The organism is Candidatus Pseudomonas auctus (assembly GCF_048654275.1).
Classification (GTDB): domain Bacteria; phylum Pseudomonadota; class Gammaproteobacteria; order Pseudomonadales; family Pseudomonadaceae; genus Aquipseudomonas; species Aquipseudomonas pharyngis.
Map to the genome: position 1 here is coordinate 46,185 of NZ_JBJYZK010000019.1, position 15,073 is coordinate 61,257.

Here is a 15,073-nt window from a genome sequence, read left to right on the forward strand (position 1 = left end):
TTTTTCATGTTCAAGGGATTTTTTGCAATCGCGGCGTTGTTGGCCGCGGTTTTTTGCGTTCCGGCGTCCTACGCGGCGTCGCGTTGCGACGTCAATGTACCGACCGAACGGGTCGATCTGGAGCAGGTAAGCCTGGCGTACCAGAGCATCGGTCGTGCGTCGGATCCGGCGCTGTTACTGGTGATGGGCCTGGGCGGGCAGTTGATCCACTGGCCGGATGAAGTGGTGGTCGCGCTGTGTCAGCAAGGCTTTCGGGTGATCCGTTATGACAACCGCGATGTCGGTCTGTCGACCTGGCGCCAGGCGCCGGCCGAAGCCAACCTGACCTTTGAGGTGCTGCGCTACAAACTCGGCCTGCCGGTGGTGGCGCCTTACAGCCTGACCGACATGGCCGACGATGCGCTGGGCCTGATGGATGCGTTGCACGTCGAGCAATTCCACGTGCTCGGCGCGAGCATGGGCGGGATGATCGCCCAGCACCTGGCGGCGATGGCGCCGCAACGGGTCGAAAGCCTGACGCTGATCATGACCAGCTCCGGTGCCGAAGGGCTGCCGGCGCCGAGCGCGGCGCTGGTGCAGTTGTTGTCACGGCGCGGCGCGCCCAATCGCCAGATTGCGCTGGAGCAACAGGCCGATCTGCTGGCCGCACTGGGCAGCCCTTCGGTCAGCGATGACCGGCAGGCCTTGCTGCATCAGGCGGCGCTGTCCTATGACCGGGCGTTCAATCCCGAAGGCGTGAAGCGCCAGATCATGGCGATCCTCGCCGAGCCGAGCCGGGTGGCGTTGCTCAACCAGTTGCGGGTGCCGACGCTGGTGGTGCATGGCACGGCGGATCCGTTGCTGCCGGTGATGCACGGCGTGCACCTGGCGGCGCACATTCGCGGCAGTCAGCTGCGGCTGATTCCGGGGCTGGCACACCGCTTTCAGGAAGCGTTCAAGGAACCGTTGCTGGCGGCGGTGTTACCGTATTTGCGCGAGCATCGCGAAGACACGTCGCACTGGGCGCAGATCGAACCGGTGGCGGAACACAACCTGCTCTGACTCAGGCGTGCAGCCGCACCCACACCGACACCAGCACCGTCGCCGCCATCAGCCACGCCACTGCCGCGACCGCCAGCGAAGCTTCGAGGCGCATGCGGTCGACCATCACGTACAGCGTCGCCAGATACACGAAGTACGGAATGATCGACCACATGCCGAAGACGATGGTGGTCTTCAGGTCGTCTATCGAACGGCCCTTGCCGACGATGTAGTGGGCGATCAGGGCGAAGGTCGGGAACAGCGGCACCAGCCCTGCGATGTAGTAGTTTTTGGTCTTGGCCAGCATGGCGAGGATCACCACCACGGCCGCGCCGAGCATTGCCTTGAAAATCAGATCCACTTCGTTCTCGCTTAATGGCTCAGGCCGTATTTCTTCACTTTGTCGAACAGCGTGGTCTTGGCCATTCCCAGTTCCAGGCTGGCCTGGGTCAGGTTGCCGCCGCTGCGTTGCAGGGCGTCGCTGAGCAGGTTGCGCTCGAACGCTTCCACTGCTTCGGCGAATGCCAGACCCTGGCCCGCGCTACCCGCGCCGGTTTTCTTGAACGCCGGCAAACCGAGGGCAAAACGCTCGGCGACGTTGCGCAGTTCCCGTACGTTGCCCGGCCAGTCGTGGCTCATCAGGCTCGACAGGGTCTGGTTGTCCAGCTCCGGCAGCGCCCGGTCGAAACGCAGGGCCGATTGCTGGGTGAAGTGTTCGAACAGTTGCAGGATGTCTTCGCGGCGCTCGCGCAGGGGCGGCAGTTCCAGCGTTACCACGTTGAGGCGGTAGTACAAGTCGCTGCGAAATTCCCCGGCCTTGCTCGATTCGTCGAGGTCGGACTTGGTGGCCGCAATCACCCGGCAATCCACCGCCACGCTCTGGTTCGAGCCGAGGCGTTCGAGGGTGCGTTCCTGCAACACCCGCAGCAGTTTGATCTGCAACGGCAGCGGCATGCTTTCCACTTCATCGAGGAACAGCGTGCCGCCGTCGGCGTGTTCGATCTTGCCGATCCGCCGTTTGCCGGCGCCGGTGAAGGCGTTGGCTTCGTGGCCGAAAATTTCGCTTTCGAACAGGTTTTCCGGCAGCCCGCCACAGTTCAGCGCAACGAACTGTTTGCTGTGACGGCGGCTGAAATCATGCAGGCAACGGGCGACCAGTTCCTTGCCGGTACCGGTTTCGCCTTCGATCAGCACATTAGCCGAGGTGTCGGCGACGTTGGCGATCAGTTCACGCAGGTTCTGCATGGCCGGCGAACGCCCGATGATCCGTCCTTCCAGTGAATCACGTTCGGCCAGTTGCCGGCGCAGGGACGAGACTTCGCGATTCAGGCTGCGTTGCTCCAGGGCACGGCGGGCCACATCGACCAGACGCTCGGGGGAGAACGGTTTTTCCATGAAGTCGTAGGCGCCTTTCTGCATCGCGCCGACCGCCATGGAAATATCGCCGTGGCCGGTGATCAGCACCACCGGCAGGCTGCGGTCGCGTTGCTTGAGCCGGGTCAGCAGCTCCAGGCCGTCGATGCCCGGCAGGCGAATGTCGCTGATGACGATCCCGGCGAAATTGTCACCGACCTGCTCCAGCGCTTCTTCGGCACTGCCGACGCCGATGCAGGGAATGTCTTCCAGCGTCAGCGCCTGCTGGCAGCCGAGCAGGACATGGGGGTCGTCTTCGACGATCAATACACTGAGGTCGTTGTTCATATTGGCTCGGCAGGAGTAGGGCTTACCAACGGTAAACTGAGGACGAAAGTGGTACCACCGCTGGCCGGGTGTTCGACACCCAGATGCCCGCCGGTGGCGGCCGCCAGACTGGCCGACAGGGTCAAGCCGAGGCCCAGACCCTGTTCGCCGGGCTTGGTGGTGAAGAACGGTTCGAACAGATGCTTGCGCGCTTCCGCGTCGATGCCGTGGCCGTTGTCGCGCACGCGCAGGCGATATTTGCCGTTGAATTCTTCGCCTTCCAGCCACAGTTCCGGCAGCGGTTGCGCCTGCATGGCGTCGAGGGCGTTGCCGATCAGGTTGACCAGAATCTGCTCCAGACGCGTCTGGTCGATCTGCACCTGCACATCGTCGAACTGGCGATGCACTTTCAGGGCGGCACTTTCCACACGGGCGCCGAGCACTTGCAGGGCGGCGTCCACTGCTTTGCCGAGGCTGGCGCGGCCCTTGTCGTCACCGCGCCGGGCGAAGGAGCGCAGGCTGGCGGTGATCCGGCCCATGCGGTCGATCAGGTCGTTGATGGTCTTGAGGTTGGTGCTGGCGACATCGAGCTGGCCGCGCTCAAGGAAGCGAATGGTGTTGCCCGACAGCGTGCGCATCGCCGCCAGCGGCTGGTTCAGTTCGTGGGCGATGCTGGTGGACATCTGGCCGATGGCTGCGAGCTTACCGGCCTGCACCAGTTCGTCCTGGGCGCGGCGCAAGGTTTCTTCGGCCTGACGCCGTTCGCGGATCTGGCTCTTGAGCCGGTCGTTGCTGGCGCGCAGGTCGGCGGTGCGTTCGGTAATCCGACGCTCCAGTTGATTGTTGGCTTCCTGCAAGGCTTCGCGGGCGGCGAGGCGGGTGGCGATGACCTTGCGCCGTTCATTCCAGGCGATCAGCAGGAATGCCACCAGGGCAAACGCCACGGCCACCAGAATTCCCTGATTGATTGCCTCGCGCCGCAGATCCTGCAACGGCGTTAGCAGGGTGAAATTCCACGGGGTATCGCTCAACGGCCGGGTTTGCGCCAGGTAGCTGATGTTTTCTTCATCGCCATCCTGTTGGCTCGGCACTTCGCTGTTGGCCGGGAAGGTGAGTTTTTCCACGCCTTCGGACAGGGTTTCCCGGGCCAGCGGTTGCAGCTCGTTCAGCGGGAACCAGTAGTACTGCAGGCTGCGGGCGAGTTTTTCCTTGGTCTCGTCGCTCAGCGGTATCACCGATTTGAGGCGCCGGGCCGGATCGCTGGACAGAATGATGATGCCGTTTTCATCGCTGACGAAGGCTTCGAGACGCGCCCGTTGCCAGCGTTCTTCCATGGCTTCCAGGCGTACCTTGACCACCGCGACGCCGATGATCTTGCCGTGTTCTTCGAGGCCGTGGGCCAGGTAATAACCGGGCTCGCCGTTGGTGCTGCCGATCCCGTAGAAACGTCCAGGCTGGCCGCGGATGGCGTTCTGGAAGTAGGCGCGGAACGACAGGTCTTCACCGAGATAACTGTCGACGTCACGCCAGTTGCTGGTGGCCATGACCCGGCCGGTGGTGTCCATGACGTAGATGGCCCGACTGCGGCTGCGCCGGTTCAGGCCTTCAAGGTAATCGTTGACCGTTTGCCGGTGTTCCGGGGTAGGGTCGTCCAGCAGCTGCGAAACGCTCGATTCGAGCTCCAGCAGGCTGGGCAGGTAGGTGTATTTGCTGATCTCGCTTTCGACCGCGCGGGCGTGCAGTTCCAGCTGGCGCTGGCCGTTTTCGCCGAGGCTGCGGATGCCGAAATGTTCGCTGGTCCAGAAGCCGATGTAACCCAGTCCGATCATCAGAGCGATGACCAGCGGCGGCAGGAACAGGTGGCGGATCAGACGGGGTTTCACGGCAAGTGATGGCGGCGTGGCGCGATAGAGAGTGGGGTCGCATTTCATCACAGTTGCCTTGGGTCAACCACCTGCATTCCCCGACAGTGGATGTCGGGGAATGCAGCAGTTTTTAGTGCTGCAGGATTTTCTCGAGGAAATGCTGCGCGCGTTCGGAGCGTTGGCTGATGTCGCCAAAGAACTCTTCTTTCTTGCAGTCTTCGATGATCTTGCCGGCGTCCATGAAGATCACACGGTCGGCCACTTTACGGGCGAAGCCCATTTCGTGGGTCACGCACATCATGGTCATGCCTTCGTGGGCCAGCTGCACCATCACGTCGAGCACTTCGTTGACCATTTCCGGGTCCAGCGCCGAGGTCGGTTCGTCGAACAGCATGACGATCGGGTCCATCGCCAGCGCACGGGCAATCGCCACGCGCTGTTGCTGACCACCGGACAGTTGCCCCGGATGCTTGTGGGCGTGAGCCGACAGGCCGACACGTTCGAGCAGTTGCAGACCTTTCTTGGTGGCTTCCTCCTTGCTGCGGCCCAGCACCTTGATCTGCGCGATGGTCAGGTTTTCGGTGATGGTCAGGTGCGGGAACAGTTCGAAGTGCTGGAACACCATACCGACGCGCGAACGCAGCTTCGGCAGGTTGGTCTTCGGATCGGCAATCGATGTGCCGTCGACCACGATGTCGCCTTTCTGGAACGGCTCCAGTGCGTTGACGCACTTGATCAGGGTCGACTTGCCCGAACCGGACGGGCCGCAAACCACGATCACTTCACCCTTTTTGACCTCGGTGCTGCAATCGGTCAGCACCTGGAAGTCCCCATACCACTTGTTGATGTTCTTGATAGAGATCATACGGCGAACCTTTTTTGCAGACGCTTGACCAGCACCGAGGCGGCAAAGCTGATGGTGAAGTACACGAGACCTGCGAAGATCAGGAACTCATTCGAGCGGCCAATGATGTCGCCACTGGCGCGCGAGGCGTTGAGGAAATCCACCAGGCCCACGGTGTAGACCAGCGAGGTGTCCTGGAACAGGATGATGCTCTGCTGCAGCAGCAGCGGGGTCATCTTGCGGAACGCCTGAGGCAGGATGATCAGGCGCATCATCTGGCCGTAGGTCATGCCCAGTGCCTGCGCCGCGCCCATCTGGCCTTTGGGGATCGACTGCACGCCGGCCCGGACGATTTCGCAGAAGTACGCCGCTTCGAACATCATGAACGCCACGATGCACGAGGTGAACGCGCCGATCGGGGTGTCTTCGCCGGTGATCCAGCGCAGCACGAACGGCACTGCCAGATAGAACCAGGTGATCACCAGCAGCAGCGGGATCGAACGGAAATAGTTGACGTACGCACCGGCGATGCTCGACAGCAGTTTGCTGTGGGACAGGCGCATCAGCGCGAGGATGGTGCCGAGGATGATCCCGCCGACCACGCCCAGCGCCATCAGCTTGAGGGTCATCAGCATGCCGTTCCACAGGCCGGGAATGGCCGGAACGATGCCACTGAAATCGAATTCCATTATTTACCCCCCACGGAGATCAGGCCGGGCACGGCGACTTTCTTCTCGACCATGCGCATCAGCAGCATCAGGCTCATGTTGAGGGTGAAGTAGATCAGGGTCGCCAGGGTGAAGGCTTCAAACAGGTTGGCCGAGAATTCGGCGGTCTGTTTGGTTTGCGCCAGCAGCTCCATCAGACCGATCAGGGACGCCACGGAGGAGTTCTTGAACACGTTCAAAAATTCCGAGGTAAGCGGAGGAATGATGATCCGGTAGGCCTGGGGCAGCAGCACGTTCCAGTAGATCTGCGGCAGCTTGAAACCCATGGCGCGGGCGGCGGATTCCTGGCCCCGTGGCAGCGCCTGGATACCGGTGCGAACCTGTTCGCAGACCCGGGCGGCGGTGAACAGGCCCAGGCAGACGACAACGCTCAGGTAGGCCGAGGTGGTCGGGTTCAGGTCCTGCTTGTACCACTCCTGCAGATCCGGCGGCAGCAGATCGGGCACCAGGAAGTACCAGATGAACAGCTGAACCAGCAGCGGCACGTTACGGAACAGTTCGACGTAGCAGGTCGCGATGCCCGACACGATGCGGTTCGGCACGGTGCGCATGATGCCCAGCAGCGAGCCGAGCAGCAGGGCGATGATCCAGGCGACGATGGCGATGGCGATGGTCCAGCCCAGACCGGAAATGAACCAGTCGAGATAGGTCTCGCTGCCCACGCCGGTGGACTTGAAGAACACGCCCCAGTCCCAGTTGTAATTCATTAGGGTCTCCCCTCGATTCGATCGATGTACAAGTGCCCGCCTGGGGAAGCTCCGTTCCCGCCCTGATTGTGAAAATCAGGCACACGCGATCGGCTCGACAGCCACCGGTTCGAGTGTTTCCAATAAGTGCCAGCAGGGAGTGACCATCCCCTGAAAAGGCAGGCGCCTCCTCAGGGGATAAGGTTAGTCAGAAATCAGGATTTCTTGTCGTCAGCCGCTTTGTCGGTCGGATTGGCGATCAGGGCCTTGAGCTCGTCGCTCATCGGGAAGTTCAGGTTCAGGCCTTTTGGCGGAATCGGCTGCATGAACCATTTTTCGTAGATCTTGTTGATCTCACCCGAGGCGTAGGTCGCCTTGATGGCGTCGTCGACAGCCTTTTTGAACGGCTCGTCGCCTTTGCGCATCATGCAGCCATAGATTTCGTACGACTGTGGTGTGCCGGTTACGGCCCAGTCGGAGGCTTTCTTGGCCTTGGCGGCTTCGCCGGCCAGCAGGGCGTCGTCCATCATGAACGCAACGGCACGACCCGATTCCAGCATCTGGAAGGATTCACCGTGGTCCTTGGCGGAGATCACGTTCATGCCCATCTGCTTGTCGGCGTTCATCGCCTTGAGGATGCGCTCGGAGGTGGTGCCGGCGGTGGTCACGACGTTCTTGCCTTTCAGATCGTCGAAATCCTTGTACTTGGAGTCTGCCTTGGACAGCAGACGGGTACCGATTTCGAAGATGCCGACGGAGAAGTCGACCTGTTGCTGACGCTCGACGTTGTTGGTGGTGGAGCCGCACTCGACGTCCACGGTGCCGTTCTGCACCAGCGGGATACGGGTTTGCGAGGTGACGAGGTTGTATTTGACCTGCAGGTTTGGCAGGTCGAGGTCTTTCTTGATCGCTTCGACGATGGCCAGCTGGATATCGTGGGAGTAGCCGACCGGCTTGCCGGAAGCGTCAGCGATGTAGGAGAAAGGGATGGAAGCGTCACGGTGGCCCAGGGTGATGACGCCGGACTCTTTGATCTTCTTAAGGGTGCCGGTGAGTTCGGCAGCGAAAACTGGTGTGCTGATCAGAGCGGCAGCAATGGCTGCGCCCAGGATATGGGGAACGATGCGCATCAAATTTTCCTCGACATTGTTTTTTTTATGGAGCCGGTTGAGCGGGCCCTTTTGAGCTTCGAATGCCTGACGGCTCCTGTTGTGTTGGCGCAACAGGCATTCGTCGAAGGAGTGTAGAGCATGAGTCGTGCCAGACCAGTCGATACAGGTTAATTCATTGATTTATAACGTTATTAAAGTTTTGTGATGGTGTTTTTCCGTGGATCTGATCCGGTTAACCGAATTGACCGTCAGGTCGCGTTCGGAAAACCGAACGTCCTCAGCGCATCCTTTCTCAGCCTGAATGCAAAAAGCCCCTGAATCATTCGATTCAGGGGCTTTTTATTCAACGAGGAACGGATCAGGCCGCTTCGATCTTGCTGCGGTTCTGCTCGACCTTGTTCAGGTAAGCCGCCAGGCGCTCTTGCTCCGCCGCCGTGGTGAACAGGCCCAGTTTGCTGCGACGCCAAAGAATGTCGTGTGCCGTGGTGGCCCACTCTTCCGTGCACAGGTAGTCGACTTCACGGGTGTAGAGACCGCCACCGATGTGTTCGCCCATGTCGGAAAGGGTGTCGACGCCTTCGAGCATGCGCCAGGTGCGGCTGCCGTAGGTAGTGGCCCAGCGACGGGCAATTTCGGTCGGTACCCAGTCGAACTTGTCGCGGATCTGCGCGCTCAGGGCCTGTGGCGTGGTCATGTCTTCGCCGCCGGGCAGGGTGGCGGTAGCCGTCCAGCTCGGGCGCATCTGGGTGAAGAACGGCATCAACTGCGCCATCGCCGACTCGGCGAGCTTGCGGTAGGTGGTCAGCTTGCCGCCGAACACCGACAGCAGCGGCGCTTCTTCGGTACTGCCGGACAGCGCCAGGGTGTAGTCGCGGGTCACGGCCGAAGGATTGTCGGATTCGTCGTTGCACAGCGGACGCACGCCCGAGTAGGTGTGCAGGATGTCGTCACGGCTGATCTGCTTCTTGAAGTGGGCGTTGACCACTTTGAGCAGGTAATCGGTTTCGCCGTCGGTGATCGCCACTTTGGCCGGATCGCCGGTGTATTCGCGGTCGGTGGTGCCGATCAGGGTCAGGTTGTTCAGGTACGGAATGGTGAAAACGATGCGCTGATCTTCGTTTTGCAGGATGTGCGCGTGATCGCCTTCGTACAGTTTCGGCACGATGATGTGGCTGCCCTGGATCAGGCGGATGCCGTACGGCGATTCCATCTTCAGGTCGTCACGGATGAACTTGGCGACCCACGGGCCAGCGGCATTCACCAATGCCTTGGCGGTGATCGAAAACAGGCTGCCGTCGGCGCGTTCCAGGTTCAGGTGCCACAGGCCCTTGGCGCGGCGGGCGCTGACGCAACGGGTCTGGGTGTGAATGTGCGCGCCTTTTTCACGGGCGGCCATGGCGTTGAGAACCACGAGGCGGGCGTCGTCGACCCAGCAGTCGGAGTATTCGAAGCCTTTGCTGATTTCGCTTTTCAGTGCGCTGTCTGCGCCGAACTTCAGGCTTTTCGAGCCCGCCAGTTTTTCGCGCTTGCCGAGGTGGTCATAAAGGAACAGGCCCGCGCGGATCATCCACGCCGGACGCAGGTGCGGGCGGTGCGGCAGCACGAAACGCATTGGCTTGACGATGTGCGGGGCCTTGGCCAGCAGCACCTCGCGTTCGGCCAGGGCTTCGCGCACCAGACGGAATTCGTGATGTTCGAGGTAGCGCAGGCCACCGTGGATCAGCTTGCTGCTGGCCGATGAGGTGTGGCTGGCCAGGTCGTCCTTTTCGCAAAGGAACACCGAAAGACCGCGACCGGCGGCATCCGCTGCGATCCCCACGCCATTGATCCCGCCGCCGATGACGGCGATGTCGTAGATCTCGGAGATAGGGGGCGTACGCAAGGTAGATGTGGACATCGGCTGGCCTCGGGCTCTTTTGATTTTCTGTCTTGGAAATCGAACATGAATGTTCATTTGCGAAAATGGTAGCCCATAAAGACGCGCGCAGCCAGTCGACTTCGATTGAAAAAACTCATCGAAGGGCCGAAAAAGGAAAATATTCGAACATGAAATGCGCGTCAGGGCGCGGATCAGGGCGTGACTGATCGTTCCCACGCAGAGCGTGGGAACGAGAGTTCGCCGGGAGGGAGTTATGCGGGAGAGGGTTAAACGACTTCCAGACGAATCTTGTGCTGGCTCAGCAGTTGCGCCAGGGCCGGCACCGGTTGCTGATCGGTGACCAGGCAATCGATCAGGCTGATCGGGCCGAGGCGGATCATCGCGTTACGCCCGAACTTGCTGGAGTCCGCCGCCAGGATCACCTGCCGGGCATTGGCGATGATCGCCTGGGACACCCGCACTTCCTGGTAATCGAAGTCGAGCAGGCTGCCGTCTTCGTCGATACCGCTGATGCCCACCAGCGCAAAGTCGACCTTGAACTGGTTGATGAAGTCCACGCTCGCCTGACCCACCACGCCGCCGTCGCGACGCACGTTGCCGCCGGTCAGCAGCACATCGAAATCATCCTTGGCGCTGAGCATCGAAGCGACGTGTAGGTTGTTGGTGATGATCTTCAGGTGGCTGTGATTGAGCAGGGCGCGGGCAATCGATTCGGTCGTCGTGCCGATATTGATGAACAGCGAGGCGTGATCGGGAATCTGTGCGGCGATGGCTTCGCCGATGCGTTGCTTTTCATCGCGCATCTGATCGGCGCGCATCGCGTAGGCGGTATTTTCGACGCTGGAATCATAGGCGGCGCCGCCGTGGTAGCGACGCAGCAGATTGGCTTCCGCCAGTTGATTGATATCGCGGCGGATGGTTTGCGGGGTAACAACGAACAGCGTGGCCATTTCCTCGATGCTCACATAGCCGCGTTCGCGGACCAGCTCGAGGATTTGCTGCTGACGGGGAGGCAGATTCATGGGGCTTCCTTTGGGCTGCCGTGCAAAATTTGCCCATGATGCCGCAGGAATCTCCTCCCGACCAGTTTCCAGCCTTAGTCAGTCCTCAGACTGGCTTATTCAGCGTCTTCACGCTCCCAGTCGCGGGTACGGCTGACGGCTTTTTTCCAGCCTTTATAGAGCTTCTCTTTGGCCGCTTCGTCCAGGCTCGGTTCGAACTCGCGCTCGATCACCGCTTTGCCGCGCAGTTCTTCCAGGCTGCCCCAGAAACCGCACGCCAGGCCGGCCAGATAAGCGGCGCCCAGCGCCGTGGTTTCGCGCATTTTCGGACGTTCGACCTGGGTGCCGAGGATGTCGGCCTGGAACTGCATGAGGAAGTTGTTCGCCACCGCACCGCCGTCCACGCGCAGGGCCTTGAGGCGTTCGCCGGAGTCCTGCTGCATGGCGTCGAGAACGTCGCGGGTCTGGTAGGCAATCGATTCCAGTGCAGCGCGGATGATGTGATCCACGCGCACGCCACGGGTCAGGCCGAACAGGGCGCCACGGGCATACGGGTCCCAGTAAGGCGCGCCGAGGCCGGTGAAGGCTGGCACCAGATAGACGCCGTTGCTGTCCTTCACTTTATTGGCGAAGTATTCGGTGTCGTGGGCGTCGTTGACGATTTTCAGTTCATCGCGCAGCCACTGTACGGTCGAACCGCCGTTGAACACCGCGCCTTCCAGGGCGTAGGCCACTTCGCCGCGTGGGCCGCAAGCGATGGTGGTGAGCATGCCGTGTTGCGATTTCACCGCTTTGTCGCCGGTGTTCATCAGCAGGAAGCAACCGGTGCCGTAGGTGTTTTTCGCCTGGCCCGGCTCGACGCACATCTGGCCGAACAGCGCAGCCTGCTGGTCGCCGGCGATACCGCCGATGGCGATGCCGCTTTTGGTACGGCCGTAGATTTCCGACGACGCTTTGACTTCCGGCAGCATCTCGCGCGGGATGTCGAGGATCTCCAGCATCTTCGCGTCCCACTCCAGCGTGTGGATGTTGAAGAGCATGGTGCGCGAGGCGTTGGTGTAGTCGGTGACGTGGACCTTGCCGCCGGTGAATTTCCAGATCAGCCAGCTGTCGACGGTGCCGAACAGCAGTTCGCCGTTGCGCGCGCGCTCACGGCTGCCTTCGACGTTGTCGAGGATCCACTTCAGCTTGGTGCCGGAGAAGTACGGGTCGGTGACAAGGCCGGTGGTGTCGCGGATGTAGTCTTCATGACCGTCGCGCTTGAGCTGTTGGCAGATCTCGGTGCTGCGGCGGCATTGCCAGACGATCGCGTTGTACACCGGGCGGCCGGTGGTCTTGTCCCAGACCACGGTGGTTTCACGCTGGTTGGTGATGCCGATGGCGGCGACCTGGTCATGGTGCAGGCCGGCCTGTGCCAGCGCTTCGACCATCACTGCGCTCTGGGTGGCGAAGATTTCCATCGGATCGTGTTCGACCCAACCGGCTTGCGGGTAATGCTGAGCGAATTCCCGTTGTGCGGTGCAGACCACGTTCGCGTCGCGGTCGAAAATGATCGCGCGGGAGCTGGTCGTACCCTGATCGAGGGCAATGATGTAGTTCTTGTTCTGAATGTCGGTCATGTCGATTGCCTTGGACGAAATAAGGGAGAGTGGGCCGTGGCGCGGGCTCTATAAGGGCAGGAGCCCGCGCCGACTGTTTCAAGAAGTTCTTGGTTTGCCGTCAATGGCCGGTTCTGCATCCTTTGTAGCAGGTGTGGCGCCGGTCAGGTGACGGGCAATCAGCCCGCGATACCCGGCAGCGCCGAGGCAGGCACCGACAATCGGTGCAAAAATCGGAATCAGGAAGTACGGGATTTCACGTGCGCCAGTGAAGGAAATTTCACCCCAGCCGGCGAAGAAAGTCATCAGTTTCGGGCCGAAGTCCCGGGCCGGGTTCATCGCGAAACCGGTCAGCGGGCCCATCGAACTGCCGATCACGGCAATCAGCAGACCGATCAGCAGCGGCGCCAGCGGGCCTTTCGGCAGGCCGTTGTTGTCGTCGGTCAGGGACATGATCACGCCCATCAGAATCGCGGTGATGATCACCTCGACCAGGAACGCTTGGGCAGTTGACAGCGCAGGGTTCGGGAAAGTGGAGAACACCGACGCCAGTTCGAGGCTGGCTTCAGTGCCACGAACCATATGGTGAGTTTGTTCGAAATCGAAGAACAGGTTGCTGTATAGCGTGTAAACCAGCAGCGCGCCGCAGAAGGCACCGGCGATCTGGGCCAGAATGTAGAACGGCAGTTTGCGCTTTTCGAAGTCGGCGAAAATGCTCAGGGCAATACTGACGGCGGGGTTCAGGTGCGCACCGGAAACGCCGGCGGTGAGGTAGATCGCCATGCTGACGCCGACGCCCCAGATGATGCTGATTTCCCACAGGCCGAAGGTGGCGCCCGCGACCTTGAGCGCGGCGACGCAACCCGTACCGAAAAAGATCAGGAGTGCAGTACCCAGAAACTCGGCCAGGCACTGGCTCGAAAGCGAAGGTTGCTGTAACGCAGTTGTCATTGAAAACCTCGGTTTTTGTTGTTGTCTGGCGCGTTGCCGACAGGGCAAGGCGCGATTTTCGCCGAGGCAGGATCCCCATCCTGTTCCCGGTTTACTGCTGGGTGCTGCGATGACGATAATTCTTACATTATTCAGATTCGAAAAAATATAGACAAGAAACAAACCTGTCAAAGGTCGAAAGTGAACCGTCAGTCACAAATAAACTATCAGTCATGTGAATGATCCTGCGGGTTACCCGGCCTGCGCGGTTGTTGTCGGCCTGTAGACCCCGGGAAACGTGGCGCGTGGTAGAGCCTTTTACCCAGCGATGGCCTAAAATCCGCCGCAGGATTTTTTGCCACTGCCGAGCCCGGAGCTGCCATGACCCCTGCGTTGGACTTGTTGAAAAAAGTTCGTGCCGAACATCGCGTGCACAGTTACGAACATGACCCGAAGGCCGCGTCGTATGGCCTGGAGGCCGCGGAAAAACTGGGGCTCGATCCGGCGCAGGTGTTCAAGACGCTGCTGGCGGCGAGTGAGAAGGGAGAGTTGCTGGTGGCGGTGGTGCCGGTCGTCGGAAGTCTCGACCTCAAGGGGCTTGCCCACGCCGCCGGCGTGAAAAAAGTCGAGATGGCCGACCCGGCCGCCGCGCAGCGCTCCACCGGTTACCTGTTGGGCGGCATCAGTCCGCTGGGGCAGAAAAAACGCCTGCGTACCTTCATCGATAATTCGGCACAGCCTTTTGCAACCATTTATGTGAGCGCCGGCCGACGTGGGCTGGAAGTGGAGCTGGCGCCGGCGGTCTTGGCGGAGCACACCCAGGCGAAATTTGCCGACATCGGTCGCCCTTGACGGCTGTATGAAGAAAATTGGCCGGCACTGTCACTGGCGCTGATCCGGCTGGCGCTGCATGCTCGTTCGACTGACACAGGGAGAAGGTTATGCAGCTCGAGTTTCATCAGGTCGACGCGTTCAGTGATCGGCCGTTCAGTGGCAATCCGGCAATGGTCTATCGGCTCGACGCGTGGCTCGCGGACGACCTGATGCAAAAGATCGCCGCCGAGCACAATCTGGCGGAAACCGCGTTTCTGGTGCGCGAAGGGCAGGCGTGGCACATCCGTTGGTTCACGCCGACCACCGAGGTGCCGCTGTGTGGTCATGCGACCCTGGCCAGCGCCTATGTGCTGTTCGAGATCTATAAGGAGAGCGCCGAGCGTCTGGACTTCACTTGCAAGTCCGGGCCGTTGAGTGTCAGCCGCGAAGGTGGCCGGTTGTGGCTGGATTTTCCGGCCATCGAAGCGGTTGAGAAAGGCGTCACCCTGGAGATCGAGCGGGCGCTGAATGTCCAGGCAGTCGATGTTCTGAGTTCCAACGAGCTGTTTGTGGTGCTGGAGTCGGAGCAGGCGGTGCTCGATTGCCAGCCGGACATGGTCGCCCTCGCCAAGCTGCCGTGGTTGGGTGCGATCGTCACGGCCCGGGGCAATCAGCATGATTTTGTCTCGCGCTATTTCGCTCCGGCCATCGGCATCAATGAAGACCCGGTGACCGGTTCGACCCATTGCAGCCTGATTCCGTACTGGTCGAAACGTCTGGGCAAATCCAGTCTGACTGCATGCCAGCGTTCGGCGCGGGGCGGCGAGCTGTTTTGTCGGCTGGAAGGCGAGCGGGTGAAGATCGGCGGCAATGCGACGCTGGTGGCCAGCGGCACATTGATGCTGGGCTGAGAGCAA

General features: G+C 60.9%; 14 protein-coding genes. 3 read left to right on the forward strand and 11 right to left on the reverse strand.

Features of this window, described 5'->3' with window-relative positions; translation table 11 throughout:
* Nucleotides 1–6 precede the first annotated feature (6 nt).
* Nucleotides 7–1,041 (forward strand): alpha/beta fold hydrolase, encoded by a 1,035-nt coding sequence (locus tag ACKUG4_RS26135; protein WP_445435138.1) that lies wholly within the window; start codon nt 7–9, stop codon nt 1,039–1,041.
* Between the two features lies 1 nt (nt 1,042).
* Here the strand turns inward: ACKUG4_RS26135 and ACKUG4_RS26140 are convergent, their stop codons facing one another.
* The 11 genes from ACKUG4_RS26140 to ACKUG4_RS26190 form a co-directional block, all read right to left on the reverse strand.
* Nucleotides 1,043–1,372 (reverse strand): GlpM family protein, encoded by a 330-nt coding sequence (locus tag ACKUG4_RS26140; protein WP_162831789.1) that lies wholly within the window; start codon nt 1,370–1,372, stop codon nt 1,043–1,045.
* 20 nt (nt 1,373–1,392) lie between these two features.
* The gene (aauR, locus tag ACKUG4_RS26145; protein ID WP_039765821.1) at nt 1,393–2,721 is read right to left on the reverse strand and encodes a two-component response regulator AauR; all 1,329 of its coding nucleotides are present in this window, start codon (nt 2,719–2,721) and stop codon (nt 1,393–1,395) included.
* The gene (gene aauS, locus ACKUG4_RS26150) at nt 2,718–4,631 is read right to left on the reverse strand and encodes a two-component sensor histidine kinase AauS (RefSeq protein ID WP_039765823.1); all 1,914 of its coding nucleotides are present in this window, start codon (nt 4,629–4,631) and stop codon (nt 2,718–2,720) included. Before aauS ends, aauR begins: the two co-directional genes overlap by 4 nt.
* A 64-nt stretch (nt 4,632–4,695) precedes the next feature.
* Entirely contained in the window at nt 4,696–5,430 is a 735-nt protein-coding gene (locus ACKUG4_RS26155; RefSeq protein ID WP_007953170.1) for an amino acid ABC transporter ATP-binding protein, read from the reverse strand.
* Nucleotides 5,427–6,098 carry an amino acid ABC transporter permease gene (locus tag ACKUG4_RS26160; protein ID WP_007953172.1) on the reverse strand — a complete coding sequence of 224 codons (672 nt, stop codon included), beginning with the start codon at nt 6,096–6,098 and terminating at the stop codon, nt 5,427–5,429. The genes ACKUG4_RS26155 and ACKUG4_RS26160 overlap by 4 nt, the downstream gene beginning before the upstream one ends.
* Nucleotides 6,098–6,844: an amino acid ABC transporter permease gene (locus ACKUG4_RS26165; protein ID WP_007953174.1), complete on the reverse strand. Its 747-nt coding sequence runs from the start codon at nt 6,842–6,844 to the stop codon at nt 6,098–6,100. The genes ACKUG4_RS26160 and ACKUG4_RS26165 overlap by 1 nt, the downstream gene beginning before the upstream one ends.
* A 194-nt stretch (nt 6,845–7,038) precedes the next feature.
* Nucleotides 7,039–7,953, reverse strand: coding sequence for a glutamate/aspartate ABC transporter substrate-binding protein (locus ACKUG4_RS26170; protein ID WP_011335750.1), 915 nt, complete (start codon nt 7,951–7,953; stop codon nt 7,039–7,041).
* Between the two features lie 340 nt (nt 7,954–8,293).
* Nucleotides 8,294–9,832, reverse strand: coding sequence for a glycerol-3-phosphate dehydrogenase (glpD, locus tag ACKUG4_RS26175; RefSeq protein WP_445435139.1), 1,539 nt, complete (start codon nt 9,830–9,832; stop codon nt 8,294–8,296).
* A gap of 248 nt (nt 9,833–10,080) precedes the next feature.
* Entirely contained in the window at nt 10,081–10,836 is a 756-nt protein-coding gene (locus ACKUG4_RS26180; protein WP_007953179.1) for a DeoR/GlpR family transcriptional regulator, read from the reverse strand.
* A gap of 95 nt (nt 10,837–10,931) precedes the next feature.
* Nucleotides 10,932–12,434 (reverse strand): glycerol kinase GlpK, encoded by a 1,503-nt coding sequence (gene glpK / locus ACKUG4_RS26185; RefSeq protein WP_039765827.1) that lies wholly within the window; start codon nt 12,432–12,434, stop codon nt 10,932–10,934.
* Between the two features lie 78 nt (nt 12,435–12,512).
* The gene (locus ACKUG4_RS26190) at nt 12,513–13,364 is read right to left on the reverse strand and encodes an MIP/aquaporin family protein (RefSeq protein WP_236190372.1); all 852 of its coding nucleotides are present in this window, start codon (nt 13,362–13,364) and stop codon (nt 12,513–12,515) included.
* Between the two features lie 360 nt (nt 13,365–13,724).
* Between ACKUG4_RS26190 and ybaK the strand changes: the two genes are divergently transcribed.
* Nucleotides 13,725–14,195, forward strand: coding sequence for a Cys-tRNA(Pro) deacylase (ybaK, locus tag ACKUG4_RS26195; protein ID WP_007953184.1), 471 nt, complete (start codon nt 13,725–13,727; stop codon nt 14,193–14,195).
* 89 nt (nt 14,196–14,284) lie between these two features.
* Nucleotides 14,285–15,067: a PhzF family protein gene (locus ACKUG4_RS26200; protein WP_064599153.1), complete on the forward strand. Its 783-nt coding sequence runs from the start codon at nt 14,285–14,287 to the stop codon at nt 15,065–15,067.
* Nucleotides 15,068–15,073: the final 6 nt, after the last annotated feature.